The organism is Gilliamella sp. ESL0250 (assembly GCF_013345045.1).
Lineage (GTDB): Bacteria > Pseudomonadota > Gammaproteobacteria > Enterobacterales > Orbaceae > Gilliamella > Gilliamella apicola_H.
Genome location: NZ_JAAEDV010000001.1, coordinates 264,386 through 282,283, shown reverse-complemented (window position 1 = coordinate 282,283; position 17,898 = coordinate 264,386). Strand labels below are relative to the sequence as shown.

18 protein-coding genes are annotated in these 17,898 nt (G+C 34.5%); 5 read left to right on the top strand and 13 right to left on the bottom strand.

Annotation, left to right across the window (positions count from 1 at the left end):
• Positions 1-181 precede the first annotated feature (181 nt).
• The 4 genes from GYY69_RS01300 to GYY69_RS01285 are packed head-to-tail and all read right to left on the bottom strand — an operon-like array spanning position 182 to position 3,432.
• Complete coding sequence (locus GYY69_RS01300; RefSeq protein WP_174796055.1) at positions 182-1,423, bottom strand: sigma 54-interacting transcriptional regulator; 1,242 nt, start codon at positions 1,421-1,423, stop codon at positions 182-184.
• Entirely contained in the window at positions 1,404-2,447 is a 1,044-nt protein-coding gene (gene nagZ, locus GYY69_RS01295) for a beta-N-acetylhexosaminidase (protein WP_174796054.1), read from the bottom strand. Before nagZ ends, GYY69_RS01300 begins: the two co-directional genes overlap by 20 nt.
• The gene (locus GYY69_RS01290) at positions 2,448-3,077 is read right to left on the bottom strand and encodes a hypothetical protein (RefSeq protein ID WP_174796053.1); all 630 of its coding nucleotides are present in this window, start codon (positions 3,075-3,077) and stop codon (positions 2,448-2,450) included. It lies immediately after the preceding gene.
• A 7-nt stretch (positions 3,078-3,084) separates the two neighbouring features.
• Positions 3,085-3,432: an HIT domain-containing protein gene (locus tag GYY69_RS01285; RefSeq protein ID WP_174796052.1), complete on the bottom strand. Its 348-nt coding sequence runs from the start codon at positions 3,430-3,432 to the stop codon at positions 3,085-3,087.
• 479 nt (positions 3,433-3,911) lie between these two features.
• Here GYY69_RS01285 and rpsF point away from each other — a divergent pair, with 479 nt between their 5' ends.
• Genes rpsF through rplI form a run of 4 tightly spaced genes read left to right on the top strand, consistent with a single transcriptional unit; the run spans position 3,912 to position 5,291 of the window.
• Positions 3,912-4,295, top strand: a complete 384-nt coding sequence (rpsF, locus tag GYY69_RS01280) for a 30S ribosomal protein S6 (RefSeq protein WP_174796051.1) — start codon at positions 3,912-3,914, stop codon at positions 4,293-4,295.
• The gene (gene priB / locus GYY69_RS01275) at positions 4,282-4,587 is read left to right on the top strand and encodes a primosomal replication protein N (protein WP_446718871.1); all 306 of its coding nucleotides are present in this window, start codon (positions 4,282-4,284) and stop codon (positions 4,585-4,587) included. The genes rpsF and priB overlap by 14 nt, the downstream gene beginning before the upstream one ends.
• Positions 4,588-4,591: 4 nt before the next feature.
• Positions 4,592-4,819: a 30S ribosomal protein S18 gene (rpsR, locus tag GYY69_RS01270; RefSeq protein WP_025314965.1), complete on the top strand. Its 228-nt coding sequence runs from the start codon at positions 4,592-4,594 to the stop codon at positions 4,817-4,819.
• Between the two features lie 22 nt (positions 4,820-4,841).
• The gene (gene rplI / locus GYY69_RS01265; RefSeq protein WP_065639166.1) at positions 4,842-5,291 is read left to right on the top strand and encodes a 50S ribosomal protein L9; all 450 of its coding nucleotides are present in this window, start codon (positions 4,842-4,844) and stop codon (positions 5,289-5,291) included.
• A 131-nt stretch (positions 5,292-5,422) separates the two neighbouring features.
• Here rplI and ggt read toward each other — a convergent pair whose 3' ends face one another.
• The 8 genes from ggt to GYY69_RS01225 form a co-directional block, all read right to left on the bottom strand.
• A complete protein-coding gene (gene ggt / locus GYY69_RS01260; protein WP_174796049.1) occupies positions 5,423-7,126 on the bottom strand; it encodes a gamma-glutamyltransferase in 1,704 nt (567 codons plus the stop codon).
• A gap of 622 nt (positions 7,127-7,748) precedes the next feature.
• Positions 7,749-9,098 (bottom strand): PTS cellobiose transporter subunit IIC, encoded by a 1,350-nt coding sequence (celB, locus tag GYY69_RS01255; RefSeq protein WP_174796048.1) that lies wholly within the window; start codon positions 9,096-9,098, stop codon positions 7,749-7,751.
• A 14-nt stretch (positions 9,099-9,112) separates the two neighbouring features.
• Positions 9,113-9,598 (bottom strand): hypothetical protein, encoded by a 486-nt coding sequence (locus GYY69_RS01250; RefSeq protein ID WP_174796047.1) that lies wholly within the window; start codon positions 9,596-9,598, stop codon positions 9,113-9,115.
• A gap of 15 nt (positions 9,599-9,613) precedes the next feature.
• Complete coding sequence (locus tag GYY69_RS01245) at positions 9,614-9,952, bottom strand: PTS cellobiose transporter subunit IIA (RefSeq protein WP_065639215.1); 339 nt, start codon at positions 9,950-9,952, stop codon at positions 9,614-9,616.
• 14 nt (positions 9,953-9,966) lie between these two features.
• The gene (locus GYY69_RS01240) at positions 9,967-11,967 is read right to left on the bottom strand and encodes a PRD domain-containing protein (RefSeq protein ID WP_174796046.1); all 2,001 of its coding nucleotides are present in this window, start codon (positions 11,965-11,967) and stop codon (positions 9,967-9,969) included.
• A 154-nt stretch (positions 11,968-12,121) separates the two neighbouring features.
• Positions 12,122-12,439, bottom strand: a complete 318-nt coding sequence (locus tag GYY69_RS01235; RefSeq protein WP_065639161.1) for a PTS cellobiose transporter subunit IIB — start codon at positions 12,437-12,439, stop codon at positions 12,122-12,124.
• 27 nt (positions 12,440-12,466) lie between these two features.
• On the bottom strand, positions 12,467-13,903 hold the full coding sequence (locus tag GYY69_RS01230) for a 6-phospho-beta-glucosidase (protein ID WP_174796045.1): 1,437 nt from the start codon (positions 13,901-13,903) through the stop codon (positions 12,467-12,469).
• Positions 13,904-14,590: 687 nt separating this feature from the next.
• Complete coding sequence (locus GYY69_RS01225) at positions 14,591-14,818, bottom strand: ChaB family protein (RefSeq protein WP_065639159.1); 228 nt, start codon at positions 14,816-14,818, stop codon at positions 14,591-14,593.
• Positions 14,819-15,603: 785 nt separating this feature from the next.
• Between GYY69_RS01225 and GYY69_RS01220 the strand changes: the two genes are divergently transcribed.
• On the top strand, positions 15,604-16,668 hold the full coding sequence (locus GYY69_RS01220) for a DUF3829 domain-containing protein (protein WP_174796044.1): 1,065 nt from the start codon (positions 15,604-15,606) through the stop codon (positions 16,666-16,668).
• A gap of 174 nt (positions 16,669-16,842) precedes the next feature.
• Here the strand turns inward: GYY69_RS01220 and acuI are convergent, their stop codons facing one another.
• A complete protein-coding gene (gene acuI / locus GYY69_RS01215) occupies positions 16,843-17,838 on the bottom strand; it encodes an acrylyl-CoA reductase (NADPH) (protein ID WP_174796043.1) in 996 nt (331 codons plus the stop codon).
• Positions 17,839-17,898 lie beyond the last annotated feature (60 nt).

Here is a 17,898-nt window from a genome sequence, read left to right as displayed (position 1 = left end):
AGAAATAAAAAACCAAGGAAAGATCATGTTTATTATTTTTACAAATAATAAACTATTTTATAAAGAGTAATAAGCTTAAGTCAATATAATTAAAAATATAAGTAAATTTAAAAAATAACTTTTTAATTAAATTCAGTATTAAGCTTAATAAAATTCCACAACATCAATGATGTAAACAAACCTACCGCCCTATCCCATAATCCCTTAACTTATTCGCAATCGCTGTATGCGATACACCTAATCTTTTAGCCAGTTTTCTTGAACTTGGGTATTGGCCATATAATTTTAATAAGATTTCTTTCTCAAATTGTTTTGTCATTTCATCAAGGGTTTTATTTTCAATATTGCTCACCCATGATAATTGCGATGTGGTTGAAGTTGGTAACATAACATCTTTGACAGTTAATATCGGCGAGGTTAATTGCGCTAATGCTGAATAGAGGATATTTTTTAGTTGTCTTACATTCCCGGGCCATGAGTAACCGCTCAAATAATCAATCACATTATTATCAATCCTTGGCGGTGTAATGCCTTGTTTATTGGCAAACTCATTAACAAAAATGTCAGTGAGTAGTGCAATATCCTCTTTACGTTCTTGCAAAGAGGGTAAATTAAGCGATAGCACGTTGAGTCTGTAATAAAGATCTTTTCTAAATTTACCTTGTTCGACCAACTCGGCTAAATCGACTTTTGTAGCGCAAATAATTCTTACATCAACATAGACTTCATTATCATCGCCCACACGACGAAAATAACCATCATTAATAAAACGAAGTAATTTGGTTTGCATTTGAAAAGACATCTCATCAATGCCATCAAGCAACACTGAACCACCATTGGCTTGCTCAAAAAAGCCTTTTTTGCTCTCAATTGCTCCAGGGTAGGCACCTGCTGCATGTCCATATAATTCACTTTCGACCACTTCATCGGGCATGGCTGCACAGTTTAATGCTAGAAAGGTCTGATCACCGCGAGAGCTATATTGATGGCAAGCATTAGCCAATAAATCTTTACCTGTGCCAGTTTCACCAGATATTAATAATGGTTCGCGTTGCATAGAAAAAGCTTTAGCTTGAGCAATGAGCTTTTGCATAACCAAACTTTGGGTAGCAAAAATATCAAAAGCATGCTCCCCCACTACTTTGATTTTTGATAATCGTTTTTTGAGATAATCAATTGATTGTAAAATAAATAGGGTTTTAGACGATCCTATCACTCTTTGTAATAAAAAATGCTGAGAGTTTAAAACAATGATTGTATTATCTTGTTCATCTATATTGATTGTATTATCAAGATTGAAGATCTTTTGATAATCAAATGGTTGATTTAATACTAAAACATAATCAGAAAATAACGCCTTAGCGACATCATTATACGCAACCAGAAGTTGGTTATTATCAATTTCAATGATTGCAACTTGCATAGTTTGCCCACTTTTCACTAAGTTTTACTAAATTATCACGTCGATGTTGCCACTCACAGCTTTTCGTTAATTCTGAATAGGTCATTTTTGTATTGGTTAGTAAACGTTTTGCTTTATCTGATGTTAAAGGATGAACCTTATCTAACGCAGTTAATTGATCTAAAATAGCTAACGTCCCTTGCCGGTTATTACAAGCTAAAAGCAGATCACAGCCTGCGGATAATGCCGCTTGCGCTCGCTCGGCATAATTGCCCATTATTGAAGCACCTTCCATTGATAAATCATCAGAAAAGATGACACCATCAAAATGCAATTGCTCGCGAAGTACTGTTTTAAGCCAATACGATGAACCACTAGCTGGTTTATTATTAAAAGCAGGATAAATAACATGTGCTGGCATAATCGCATCGAGTTTTTTATCAGCAATAAGCTTAGCAAATATTTGCATATCATGTTCAATCAACGATTTTTCACGATCATCAATGGGTGTTTCTTTATGCGAGTCAGCAATTACATGACCATGTCCCGGAAAATGTTTGCCCGTTGTTTTCATACCTGCTGCATGCATACCATCAATCATAGCAGAAGCAACTTGATAAGCGATATTAGCATCTTGATGAAACGAACGAGTACCAATAGCTAAGCAGTCATGACCTAAATCTAAAACAGGTGCATAGCTAAGATCGATATCAAAGGCGATGAGTTCCATAGCAAGTACCCAACCAGCATCAAAAGCTAATGACTTAGCTTGCTCTAGATTATTAAGCACCGCAAAAGATTGTGCAGGAGGAATCGTTGTAAAACCATGCCTAAAGCGTTGAACACGCCCACCTTCATGATCGACCGAAATTAATAAACGCTGTGAAGAAGCCGCTCGAATCTGTTTTATCAATGCCATTAATTGAGCTTGATCTTGATAATTACGACTAAATAAAATCACTCCTGCAACTAGTGGATGTTTCAAAAGCACTTTATCTTCATCGGTTAATGAAGTGCCTTCGACATCAATCAATAATGGTCCCATTTATTCATGTGCCTCTGAAACATTATCTTTATTGGTATTTTGTTGTGAAGGGAAGTCTTTCGATGTTACTCTTGTTAAGATTTCTCCGTTTTGTGTTGATAGCAATTCAACTGAAAGGTTAGCATCATTACTATCAGTTGGTGCTTTATATATAGTTGTAAATAGCACATATCTAGCATTGATTGATTTAGCTAGCCCTATCATCTTACCACGTGACACAAACTTATCATCAGCCGAAATACCTAACGCTTGTTTAGCTTGGTTGGTTGACTGCTTATTGACAACTGTAAACATATTTTGTTTATTCATCAATTGATGTAATGCGTCATCAATTTGATTTGTTACAAGATAATCACCACTACGATTTTGAATGTCACTAATTAAAATAATTTTATTGTCATTATTTGAAAGTGACACGTGTAATATTTTATTTACAAATGGTGATAATATAGTGTTCCAATCAGTTTGTTTAATGATCTGAGGAGGTGTTTCAATCACTCCAGTATCATCTGGTTCAGTGACATCAACGGGTGGTTTTACTTCAACTTTTTGGGTATGACTAATAAGATGACAACCCGCTAATACACAAGTCATTGCACTAATAACAAATAGACGTTTTATCCGTTTCATATAATAGTTAACCTACTAATCGACCTAAGTTTTTGCCACCTAATAAATGCATATGAATATGAAAGACTTCTTGCCCTGCATCTTTATTACAATTCATGATTAAACGATATCCGCTTTCATCAATGCCTTCTTGTTTTGCAATTTTAGCTGCGACAATCATCATATGCCCTAATAACGTTTCGTCTTGTTCAGTGATATCATTTATGGTTGGAATAAGTTTGTTAGGAATAATTAAAATATGTGTTGGCGCTTGAGGAGAAATATCTCGAAATGCGGTCACTTTGTCATCTTGAAAAACGATATCGGAAGGGATTTCTCTTCGAATAATTTTGCTAAAAATAGTTTCCTGAGCCATCAAACTTCTCCTTTTATACAAACGTCTATGCGTAAAATTGATATATACTGACAAGCATAACACATTTTAATAGCAAAAATGTATAGAAATCGTTACATATTTAAAATACATTTTTATATAAAAAACGTCCAAAACTGTGTAAATTTTATTTATTATTTAAATGATATGCATAGTTTGTAAAATAGTGAACCAACACCTTAAAAACACTCAGGTATACAACTGATTATATTCATCTTTTATATTTTACGTTTCAGATATAATATGAAGCTATATCTTCTGTTAAAAACTAAGATAAAACAGAAGTTTCCTTCATAAAAAAGTAAAACAAGTCCTCAAATCAACTTATTATATTCATTTGTCAAATATGATAAGTTGATATATAATGCCCCGTCGATTTCAACCGCCTATTTTCATGTTCCTTGCTTTCAATGGGTTGCGGTTGCCCCGACAGAAAGCTGATTAATCCGTAGGGAGCGATAATGCGTCATTACGAAATAGTATTTATGGTTCACCCAGACCAAAGTGAACAAGTGCCAAGTATGATTGAACGTTATACTGGTACGTTAACCGCTGATGGTGGCAAAATCCATCGTCTAGAAGATTGGGGTCGTCGTCAATTAGCCTATCCTATCGAAAAACTGCACAAAGCACACTATGTGTTAATGAATGTTGAAGCAACTCAAGAAGCTGTTAATGAGCTTGAAGATAACTTCCGTTTCAATGATGCAGTAATTCGCAGTTTAATTATGCGCACCAAATACGCTGTAACTGAAACTTCACCTATGTTAAAAGCGAAAGATGAGCGTCGTAGCTCTGAAGAAGATTTTAACGAAGCAAACATGGACGATGATTCCGACGAATAATCGTTTAGTGTTATCGGGTATTGTAAAAAAAACACCGATACGAAAAATCAGTCCAAGTGGGATTTCGCATTGTCAATTTTATTTAGAACATGTTTCTGAGCAGATTGAAGCAGAACTCACAAGGCAAGCATGGTGCATCATGCCTGTAATTGCTAGTGGACAACAAGAGTTAAGTTACGTAAAAAAAGGCAGTAGAGTTTTAGTTGGTGGATTTATAAGTACCCACACTAAACGTAATCAAACAAGCCAACTTGTTTTACATGCTGACCAAGTTAAACTATTAGGAGAATAGCCAAATGGCACGTTATTTCCGTCGTCGCAAATTCTGCCGTTTTACTGCAGAAGGCGTTAAAGAAATTGATTATAAAGATGTTTCTTTATTAAAAAGCTATATCACAGAAAGTGGTAAAATTGTACCAAGCCGTATTACTGGTACAAGTGCAAAATATCAACGTCAATTAGCTCGCGCTATCAAACGCGCTCGTTACTTGGCATTATTACCATACACTGACAACCATCAGTAATTAGCAACAGAGGGAACATATAATGCAAATTATTCTACTCGATAAAGTTGCTAATTTAGGCAGCTTAGGTGATCAAGTTAATGTTAAAGCGGGTTATGCGCGTAACTTTTTGATTCCACAAGGTAAAGCAGTAGCAGCGACTAAAAAGAATATCGAATTTTTTGAAGCTCGTCGTGCTGAATTAGAAGCAAAACTTGCTGAGACATTAAAAGCCGCTGAACAACGCGTTGCTGAAATTAATGCACTTGGTAAAGTTACTATCACTTCTAAAGCTGGTGATGAAGGCAAATTATTTGGTTCAATCGGTACTCGTGATATCGCAGATGCAGTTAAAGCTCGTGGTATTCAAGTATCAAAAAGCGAAGTTCGCCTGCCAAATGGTGTACTGCGTACTACTGGCGAACACGAAGTGTTCTTCCAAGTACACAGTGAAGCTTTTGCTAAAGTTATTGTTGAAATTATTTCTGAATAATTATCACTCAATACAAATAAAAAAAACCCGTTAATAAAACGGGTTTTTTTATTATCTATTTTCGGTACAATAACAAGCCAAATAAAAATTCATTGACTTATTGCACATCACTAGATGCTATTAAAAAGCAATTATCTAACAATAATTGATTTACCTCTGCCTCGAATATCTGATACAGCTTCGGGTTTATTGTCAGTGATTTTTATGGCTTGAATATCACCGCTAAAATCTTGCTGCTTAAACTGATACCCCATCTGTTTGAGTTGAGCTTTTAAATCTTCTGGTACTCTATTTTGAAAACGCTCAATAAAGATAAGATTAGTTGGTAATAATTGATGATGATAACGCGGAGCATCTATTGCTGCTTTTAATGACATATGGTTATCAAAGACATTCGTCACCACTTGGAAAATTGAAGTAAAAATCCTTGAACCGCCCGGTGTACCAATAACCATTGCAACATCATTATTTTTAATAAATATACTTGGCGTCATAGAAGATAAAGGGCGTTTATTTGGCTCGATTGCATTAGCATCTTTGCTCACAACACCAAACTGATTAGCAACACCAGGTTTACTACTAAAATCATCCATTTCATTATTGAGTATAATACCTGTACCTTCTATTACAACCGCCGAACCAAACCAGCCATTGAGCGTATATGTATTAGATGCCGCATTGCCCCATTTATCCACAATAGAAAAATGCGTTGTCTGTAATTTTTCGCGATTATTGTCTAAACCAGGTTTAACTTGTTCAGTAATCGAAATAGCTTTTGGATTAACTTGCTTAGCTCTTTGCGCTAAATAATTAGCATCAATCAATTGTGTAACGGGTACAGAGATAAAATCAGGATCCCCCATATATTCAGCCCGATCAGCAAAAACACGTTTTTCTATTTCTGCTAATAAGTGAATATATTGTGGCGAATTCACTTTCACATCTTTGAACTCATTCGCAAGATCTTGTTTCATTAATAAGAGTTGAATTAAACCAACACCACCTGAACTTGGCGGAGGGGCGGTAACAATTTGCATATCTTGCCATTTAGCAACTAAAGGATCTCGCCATTTAGCCTGATAATTTGCCAAATCGTTTTCCGTAATTAAACCGTCATTTTTTTCCATCTGTTGGGCAATTAATTTGGCTGTTTCGCCTTTATAAAACCCATCACTACCTTGGTTTGCAATACGCGCTAAGACTTTGCCAAGTTCGGGCTGTTTAAATACCTTTCCTGCTTGCATAGCATCAAAGTATTGCTTAAAGTGACCATTAGCAGGTGCAAGCTCGGCTGCTTCTTGATAACGTTTAACTAGCTGTTTATCTACGGTAAACCCTTCATTAGCAAATCGAATAGCCGGCGCCATCACCTCTTTCCAAGATAATTTACCAAAACGTTGATGCACCGCCCACATACCAGCAACCGTTCCTGGCACTCCCGAGGCTTTGTAAGAATATAAACTTAAATTAGGGATCACATTTTTATGTTCATCAAGATACATATCTCTATCAGCTTTGCTTGGTGCAACTTCACGATAATCAATAAAATAAGGCTTACCATCCATCCAAAGGGTCATAAAGCCCCCACCACCAATATTACCCGCTTCAGGATAAGTAACAGCAAGAGCAAAAGCGGTAGCCACGGCAGCATCAGCCGCATTTCCACCTTTTTTTAAAATTTCTTGTGCAGCAATGGCACCATAATAATCGGGCGAAGCAACTGCACCAGCTTCTAATTTTTGTGTTACGTTTTCGACAGCAAGTACTTGTTGGCTTATCAGTAAAAATACAATAAAGTAGCAATACTTTATCAACTTACGTTTAAGATAAAACATTTTGCACCTCCTAATTAAAGTATTATTTATCGTACCCACTTAACAGCAAAATACATGAATCACATTAATAAATCATGCAACAATCGGTTAAGGGGAATCATCAATATAACATAGAAAATAAAAATGTTGAGCAAATATTGATCAGATATTTACAATGCAATGGTTTACCCTAACGTGTCATTTGCATGGAGTATCAATAATTGCTAATACCAAAAATAAGATGATCAGTTAGTTTTACTCAATAGAGGCTGATAATTTAATATGCAATGCAATCGATGATAATAAAACTCATCTACATAGAGTTGCCTATCTATCTTATTTGATGAACATAAGTGAGAAATAATTAAACTTTGTTGGAAAATGTTATTAATAGGTGTCAAGGATGATGTATTTTCTTAACATAATTAACCATAAAAAACATAATCCGTTTTAAATAAAGCTGATTTTTGTAAAAAAGTTTCAGGAAACACGACGTTTAAGTATAAAAAAGTAGTAAATTTAGTCGAAATGATTGCTTGACCCTCATAAAAAAGAAGCGTAATTGATCTTTATGATTATAAATAAAAAAGAGCGTAACCCATTTAATTAAAGTGCGTACGCTCTTATCTAAAACATAAAAAAACTAAGCTGTTTGAATTTGACTTTCTGATTTACCTTGCTCATCTTTATACAATTTATTGTCATATAATTTGACAAAAGGAATATAAATTAGCAAAGCTAAAATAGCTGAAAATATGGCAACAATAGCCGCTTTATAATCACCGCCAGTGCCAATAAATGCCCCTAATCCCATTGGCGATGGCCATGGAATTAATGCGATGATTGGATGAATAAAACCGGTATTAATAGCCAGATAACCTAATGTTCCGCAAGCCATAGGTGCTAAGAAAAAAGGCAGTGCTAAATAAGGATTGTATACAATCGGCATACCAAAAATAACTGGTTCGTTGATATTAAATATTGCTGGCACTGCAGATGCTCGTCCTAAGATTTTTAGTTGGCTAGATTTAGCAAAAAATGCAATAAAGAATGTCATTAATAAGGTAGAACCAGATCCCCCTAAAATCACGAGTGAATTATTAAATTCACCTGCAAAAGGAATATGTGCTCCCGCCGTATTTTCAGTCATATTAGTTAACATAATAGGGGTAATAAATGCCCCAATAATACTCGCACCATGAATTCCAACCACCCATAATGCATGAATTAAAAATAGGATAACCATAATACCCAACCAACTTTTAGTGAGATTGGTTACAAAAGCAAATGGCACGGCAATAATATTGAAAATATCAGTGCCAAAATAGATCAAAATACCATTAAGAACGATCACAAAAAAAGCAATCACAAAAGTTGGGATCAGTGCAGTAAAGGAACGTGAAACACCTAATGGTACTGTTTCAGGCATTTTCACAACCCAGTTGCGTCTGACGCATAAAAAATAGAGATGAGTCGCCACAATAGCCATAACGATGGCAATAAATATCCCCGATGTCCCCAACCGAAAGACAAAGGGTTTTAAGCGTAGCCCATTAAAGACTAAATTACTTTGATCATTGAGTAAGGTAATCACACCATTTTGCATAATTAATTCAGGCAAGGTCATGAAAAAGGCAAAAACGGATAGCATCGCCCCATTGAGAGCATTAACTTTAAGACCCGTTTCTTCCGCTTCGATCTTAGTCATTTCATAACCAACAACAAAGTTAAAATAGAGGGCTAAAATACCAATTGTTGCTGTATTAGCAATCATATAGAGATCACTCACTCTAAAAAAAGTATTTTCAAAGAAGCCTTCTAAACCCGTAAATGTCATTGGCAACGTATTGAATACTAAAAACATGGAGCCAACAATAGAAAAAGGTACTGACGCCATTCCCGCCGCCATTACAGCTCGAACAATTTTAAATTGTGATATTTTCGCCATGGGCGTCATCAGGTATTTCTGTAAAATAACAAATCCCGTATTCATTTTGTTTTCCTCATCTAATTAATAAATTCTTCGTAAGCTTGGATTCTTTTGAAATGCAAATCCTGATTATGTTGAATTTTATTTAACTTGCTAAGCATTAAGGTGATAATGATTAGGCTTACCGTCAGTAACACCATTAATACATGTAAAGCATCTGGCGTCTGTTTTAAAAATGGAAAAAAGAAGTGATACAAAGGGGTATAGAGCGTAATCATTAGTGTCACAAAAACTATCGCTAAGACACGATAAAATAACCTTGCATAAGGCAATTTATTGCAGTGATTTCGATAAAGTTTAATTTGTTCCCATGTGGTGAGTATGCCTAAAACAAAAAGAGCAAGCGGTAAAATCGCTACCATCGACAATGACCCCATTAAAAAGGTTGCCCAATAAAGATTCAAAAATAAAAAAAATGCGACGGTATAGCGAATCGCTAAAAATCGATTAAAATAGAGATTGGTTAGGCTGATTTTTTTATGCATTGTTAGCTTTTGTGTCATTATGCCACTCCTTATTTAGCCCTTTAATGTTGTTTCTAGCTCATGATGTTTTTCATATAGGTGTAACATTTCAATCGCCATTTCTCGAAAACTCATGGTTGTCATTAAGTGATCTTGTGCATGCACCATAATAATTTCCATCGTGATTTTGGTGCCATTTGCATAATTTTGCAGTAATTGTGTTTGTGAATGGTGTGCTTGTAAGATCTCTTTATTTGCTTCTTCAAGCAATTGATTGGCGGTAATAAAATCGGCTTGTCTCATCGCCTTAAAAGCATCGTGAATTTTAGTTTTAGCATTACCACTATATAAAATAATATTAAAAGCGATAAGTTGAATATCCTCTGAGCTCATTTCCTGATTCATTGCTATACCCCTTTTTCAATAAGTTGGATAAAAAGTTGTTTAAATTGGTGAAAATTATGTGTTTTCAATAGTTTTGATTGCATTTCTAAATCATCAATCAAGTTAACAATCGCTTTTGTCATCATCGCAAGAGTCGGATTTTGATAAATCGAGGGGGAAATCATAAAGATAAATCGGATTTGTGGGTAATTATCATCCCAAAATACACCATCAGGGATTATTGCAATGCCAATTTTAGGCAATTTTCCCACTGGCATTGCTGGATGTGGCACAACAATGGTTGGGCTAAAGAAAATATCGCCTAATCGCATACGGTTTTCCATTTGCTTTATCATCTGTTGTTTATAATCGCTAGTTTCATTTAGCGCTAAAAGATCAAGTAAACAATTTAAAACTTGTTCTTTACTTTGCGGCTGTTCACATCGGTAAAAATAATCAGCGGATAAATCATCTACCATTTGCAAAGCATCAATAACATGATCTAAACAGCTTGAGGTTAATATTGGCTCTTTATGTGTCGAAATAAGCATATTAGGTGACGAAAGATGACGGCGAATTTTTTGTACATCATCTTCGGTAAAAAATACTGAAACATGAAAAACTGGAACTTTAAATACTTTTGATGAAAGATCCACTGACGAGATAATAAAATCAATCTTGTCTAATATCTTCGGCTCAATTTCATAATATCCTTGCGTGGCAACAATTTTGATTCTTTCATTAAATTCACATTCAACGCGATTTTTTAGTAGTTGGGCACTACCAAGGCCTGTTGCACAAATAATTAATACTTTGGCTTTTTGTTCATTTTTCAGTTTTTCAATCGAAGCTAAAAAGTGCAAAGTTAAATAGCCCCATTCATCATCATGAATAGTAAATTTTTTAAGCTCAGGAAGCTGGCTCAGGTAATTTTTAACTAACTCAAACAATTCTGGAGAATTGTCTTTAATTTCATTAAGCAATGGATTTTTCAGTTTAATATGTTGCTTTAAGCGAACAATCATCGGTTTTAAGTGTTGGATAATGCCGTTTTTCAATTGCTCATCATTTAAAAATAAATATCCCGTTTCTTGTTCTATCTTGATGAGTAAATTAGTCAAAGATGAATATAACCCAGCATCAAAATCATTTTGGCAAAAATTTGATTTACTCATTAAATGTAAAGTTAAATACATTTGTTCTTCTTTTGGAAAACAAAAACCTGTTACCTTTTCAATTCTATTGATAATATTTTTAGCGACTTGATATTCCAAAGTATTTTTTGTCGATTGTGACATATCAAGATTTTGAATAGAAAGCCCTGACTGTAAGCGTTTAATGCTTAATGACAGATGTAACACGATATTTTGCATCATCACGTCGGATAATTTTATTTTTGCCTCACGGCATTCATCTAAAATAATAATGGTTAACGAATCAAAACTAATGACATCACTAAAGTTATTTAAATGCGTTAGGTGCTGCAAAAGATTAATCGAGCCATCATGGAAAAAATAACTCAAAATGAAATGTCGTTTTGCTTTTTCCTCGCCCTCAACATAAAACAAGGATTGACTTTTTTTGACTGTCAGACCATACGGTTTAAGTTGATGCTTAATTTCTAAAATATCTTTATTGAGTTGGGAAGAACTAATAAATAATCGCTCTGATAATGCCTCTATATCAATTTTTTGACATTCTAACAATAACAGATTAAGAATATGATGTTTTCTTTGAGTTGCTTCTCGACAATTCGCTTGTTCTTCATTGCGATCTAATAGATGATGTTCAATTAGAAATAAATTGAAAGCAGTTCTATCTTTAATTTGTAGTTGGTAGCCATAACCTTGTTTACTAACGATAGCTCCACCATGGCTTTCGACCAATGGTTTTAAATCATTAAGATAAGTGCGAACAGTGCGATCTGATAATGATAGCTCAGTTGCTAACCACGCACTACTTTTGAATAAATTTTTAGAACGAACCAATAAACTAATAAGGTTACGTTGTTTGTTTTTAATCACAATTATCCAAACCTGTGCCAACTAAAACCATATTGTTAATAATATAGTGACGGTTTTCGCTCGTTAGGTAATCACGCCACAGCCCCAGCCAGATAATAAGGCGCTGCCATTTGGCAAACGCCAAACCTATATCTAAAACAAAAATTGATTGAAATTATTGGATATTATCCTCAATTAACTTGGCTAATTGTTCAATGCCCGATTGAATGGGTATATAGGCCTGAAAAGGAATACTGACAACAGGTTTACCCACTTCATCACCCAAACTTTTCAATTTATCAAACATCATCATCGTTTGAGGACTAATTAAAAAAAGTGAAAAATCACTATTTTTAATCATATTTGCCCCTTCAGTTGCTGATACCGCATCAACCGAAACCGCTTTATCTTTGCTAGCAAAATATTCTGTCACTTTTTTTGCCATTAATGATGATGACATCCCTGCGGCACAAATAATTAATGCTTTTTTCATAAATTCTCCTAAAAATAGTTATATGCTTTATAAAACTTCACCATTAGACTCAATGACTTTTTTAAACCATGCAAATGAGGCTTTGCGACTACGTTTTAGTGTGCCGTTGCCTTTGTTGTCTTTATCAACATAGATAAATCCATAACGTTTTTCCATTTCGCCAGTCCCCGCTGAAACAAGATCAATACATCCCCAAGGGGTATATCCCATCAAATCGACACCATCCTCTTCAACAGCTAGCTTCATTTGTTTTATGTGATCACGTAAATATTCAATACGATATAAATCTTGCACCGAACCATCGGCTTCTACTTTGTCATAAGCCCCAAAGCCATTTTCTACAATAAATAATGGAAGCCTATACATATCAGTCAACCAATTTAACGTATAACGTAATCCCTCGGGATCAATCTGCCATCCCCAATCAGACACCTTGACATATTGATTACCAATCAGATCGGTTTTTTCGTTATATTCATAGCTGTCATTACCAGTTTTTTTCCTAATTGCGTTTGACATGTAATAGCTAAAACCAATGTAATCAACGCTGCCGCTTTTCAAAATCTCAAGATCTTGATCGGTGATATCAAGTTGAAAATCTTTACGTTGCCAATATTTTTTAATGTGGTTTGGATACTCACCATGGACATGCACATCAGCAAAAAAGTATTTACGCTCCATCGCCTTTTGTGCCATTAAAATATCACCGGGTTTACTGGTCTCTGGATAGATTGGTATCATTGCTAACATACAACCTATTTCAAAATCAGGGTTAATGGCATGACCAATTTGCACCGCTTTAGCACTGGCAACTAATTCATAATGTGCAGCTTGATACATGATCTGCTCGCGATTATCGCCCGCTTTATAGTAAATCCCTGAATTAGTAAATGGTGCAAAATCTTCATTAAAGTTAGCCTGATTATTAATTTCGTTGAAAGTCATCCAATATTTGACTTTATTTTTATAACGATCAAAACAGACCTCGGCAAAACGCACAAAAAAATCAATTAATTTACGATTGCGAAAGCCACCATATTCAGTAACAAGATAATAAGGCAATTCAAAATGGGAAAGGGTAACAACTGGCTCAATATTGTATTTTAAGCATTCATCAAAAAGATCATCATAAAATTTTAATCCTTCTTCATTTGGTGCAAGTTCATCACCTTTTGGAAAGATACGCGTCCACGCAATAGAGGTTCTAAAACATTTAAAACCCATTTCGGCAAAGAGTTTAATGTCATCTTTATAGTGATGATAAAAATCAATAGCGTCGTGATTTGGGTAATATTCACCGTCAATAACACCTTCAGTAATTTTTCGATAGCTTTTAGGTGAACCCACCGTCATCACATCAGCGACACTCACTCCTTTACCACCGACTTGCCAAGCCCCTTCTAATTGATGAGCTGCAACGGCACCTCCCCATAAAAAATCTTTTGGTAAACCTTTATTATTCATAATCAAGTACCTGTGTTTATTGAGAATTCAACTTTAGTATAAAAGGAAAAAAATAGAATTACTAACCAACTTTTTCCGTATTGATCAGGAAAAATATAAGTATATTTTGGAGGAAAGTTATGAATTAATATTAGTAAGGTGAGTTACTTTTTTTGATATTTAGAACTTTATAGGTACACGATAAAAATAACAAAAATAATTTTAAATTTTAAATAGTTAAAGCAAATTTTAAATAAATTCTTCAAACTCATCAGCCTATTTCGAGGGAACAAACTCGATAATATGGTATTGAGCAATGTAATGAATATAAAATGGATCTTCCTTTATGATTAAAATTGCTATTTCTTGCTTTCTACTTAGCAAAGAATCATTCCGCCTGTGCGCGGAACTTTTCGACCTGATGCTATAAAATGTCCCAACTCGTAATGGCTTTACAGATAACTAATATATTGCTGTTAATTACGTTTTACTTCGTTAATAGATTTAACGTAAGTCAGAGAAAAATAAATAGCGTTTATTTCTAACTAGGATAAAAAAGAAAACCAATATAATAAATCCGTTTTTACTTGTGATAGAAATAATCTAATCCTAACTTATTTTATTCTCATAAAAGTAATGATTAGTAAAAAAATTAGGATGATATAAATTATTTCTATCGAATTATTATTTAACTGGGTTGCCTAATGATTATTTACGTTGCCATTTACCATCTTCACCCTTGTGGTAAACCTTTTCGACTGCTGCCCAAGCCACTTTAAAAGCAATCGTTTCGGGATCACTATTATCACGTCGCTTATGCGGATCTTGATATTCCTTAATCGCGCTATTGAATGCTTCTTTAAAAATATCTTGCGCATGCTCAGGCAAAACATGGCGTACTGAATCGGGTAAATCTTCACGAGTTTTATATGGCATATCACATTCCCTCATAAATTAATCTTAGATGACTGAAAATTTAAAATGGTAATGGTAAAAATAGCACTCCAATGAATGTATTCCCATTTATAAAATAATACAAGTGCTAATTTCATTTAAGAACCCGCTGATGTGATCTAACGAGTCGGAATTGCTCGCATTGTTGATAGTAATTTCAGCAATGACAGTAATGAATATACCTAACGCGTATCCCATAAGCGATATGGCATCTATATCATAAAAAAATCACCGTTATCGATTGGCTAAATATGTATGGTCAGTCTTCCGATCATTTATAATCAGCTAGCAAAGAACAAAGCCAGATTGAAGATAAATTAAGACAGCAAGCTAAATTTTTGTAAAAAATATTCAGGATTCTATACCGTTTCGTGATTACTTAGCACTTCGCAGTATCTATTTGTTAAAACGTGTAATAATCATCGTAACAATCAAATACTCACAAAACCTGCACGTTAACAAACAAATGGGAAAAACGAAAAAGATACATACTTTAATGGTGATGTGATGTTCGCTTTTTAGATTATATTTTTGTAAAAAATATTCAGGATTCTATACCGTTTCGTGGTTAATTAACACTTCACCGTATCTATTTGTTAAAACTTGTAATAACCATCGTATCAATCAATGCCAGAATTATTACGAATAATTGAGAATAAACATCGCAATTCATTATTTCAACTTCATATTTGATTAGAAATAGTCGTTAAAAGATAATAAAGTATTAACACAATGAATTTATAAAGCCAAAATTAAGGAAATAAATAATGAAAAAAAAATTTTTAACCGTATTGATTGCTGGATTTTTGATGATTGGCTGTGATGACAAACCAACCGAAAACAAAACGCAACAACCCACAGCTGCTTCAGAAGTTAAATCTTCTGAGTCTAAAACTACTGAAGATGTTTCACAACAATTCGCCCTGAAAGCACGTAAAGGTAATATATGGCTAGACGTTTTTAATACTAATGTTTCCCAAGCTGCAGAAGCATTAAGAGGACGAGGCAATATGACTTCTTCTCTTTATCATCTTGATGACAAAGTCGGGAGATTTTTAAAAAGCGTCAGTGATAAAAACGGTAAAATTGATGTCAATTATGTGAAAAAAAATCCAACGAAACTATTTATCGGTTATCACCCAACACCAGAAGTTCTTGATGAATATAAACAATTGATTACTGAGTTATTAGCATTTAAACCAGAGTTACCCGAACTTGATGCCGCAGGCAAAGCATTAAGTGATAAATACATTGAAATAGGATTAGCTTATGACCAGATAGCTAAATATTATTTAGATAATGAGTACAAATTGGATGACTTTGCCAAATTACCTGAACTGTTAAATAATCTTGACACGCTTTATGACCAATATGTTGAAGCAAAAAGTGTGGCTTTAGCGGCTTACGAAAAATTATACAAAGAAATCCACGCATTTCAAAAATCAGAAATAAAAAACAAAGGGTTAACTCTTAACTACAATTGCATGGAAATCATGGATTTATCTGAAGATATTGTTGCGTTAATCAATGAAAGCTTTAACGAAAACAACCAGTTTAAAAATCTCGATAAATCAGCCCTTGAACAAAAAATTCAGCAAATAGAATCCATAACCAATGAATTAATGACGAATAAAGGCAAGAGTAAATTAATTAAACAACAAGGTTTAAACGATATGTATTATGACCGTTTTGTTGATCGTTTACCTAAATTGATTAATCAAATGAAAATAGTTTTAAAAAATTTACAGGACAACACAGCGGAAAGGGAAGTTGAATCTTTGAATAGGGAACTTGAAAGTGTAATTGACGGCTATAATCAAATAATCAATTAAAAATGGATAAAAACCGTTTCATTGCTAACATTTTAGATATTATCAATGACAATAAATAGTGTTATAAAAAAGCAGTGTAAATATTACACCGCTTTTTTTATAACTTTATAGTAAATGAGCGAACAAGTGATTAACAGTAATTATCAAGATACCACTGTTTAGCAATACCTAGATTCATTTGTTTACATCAACAACAAAGCGCCCTTTTATTTTTCCTGCGATCATTTTATTTGCCACTTCCACACACTCATTTAATGTGATTGTTCTGCCGACATAAGATAAGATCTCTTCATCCAGATGCTGCGCTAATAAATTCCATGCCAACACACGTTTATCATAACTTGCCATAACACTATCCACCCCAGCCAAAGTTACTCCTCGTAAAATAAATGGCGCAACTGTTGCTGGTAAGTCCATTCCTTGAGCAAGTCCACAACAAGCGACAATACCGCCATATTGAGTTTGAGCGCAAGCATTTGCTAAAGTGTGCGAACCAACCGCATCAACAACCGCTGACCACTGTTCTTTTTGTAAGGGTTTGCCTGCTTCTTTTAAAGTTTGGCTATCAATAACATTAACTGCCCCGAGTTTTTGTAAATAATGTGCTTCATCAGTTTTACTGGTCGACGCCGTAACTTGATAACCTAATTTAGTTAGTAAAGTAATGGCAATCGAACCCACTCCGCCACTTGCTCCCGTTACCAATACCATGCCATCTTGTGGTTTTACACCAAAATCAACAATACGCTGGACGCATAAAGCTGCAGTATAACCGGCTGTGCCAATGATCATTGATTGATAAGCGGTAAGATTGTTAGGTAGCGGAATCAACCAGTCAGATTGTAAATAAGCATATTGCGCCAAACAGCCCCAATGAGTTTCGCCACACCCCCACCCATTTAAAATCACCCTATCGCCTTTTTGATAACGGCCACTAGCACATTCAATGACCGTACCAACACCATCAATCCCTGGCACCATTGGCCATTGCCTTACAACTGGACTTTTGTTGGTGATAGCTAATGCATCTTTATAGTTAATACTTGAATACGCCACTTGGATCAATGTATCACCTTGTTGTGCTAATAATTGTTGTTTATTAATATTTTTTAGTGAACAGGTAACCCCAGTCGCTTCTTCTTTTTCTAGAATAATGGCATTGAATGACATAATGTTTCCTTATAGCTTAAGGTACTCAAGTAAAGTGAGCAATTGCCTTAAATACAAGTT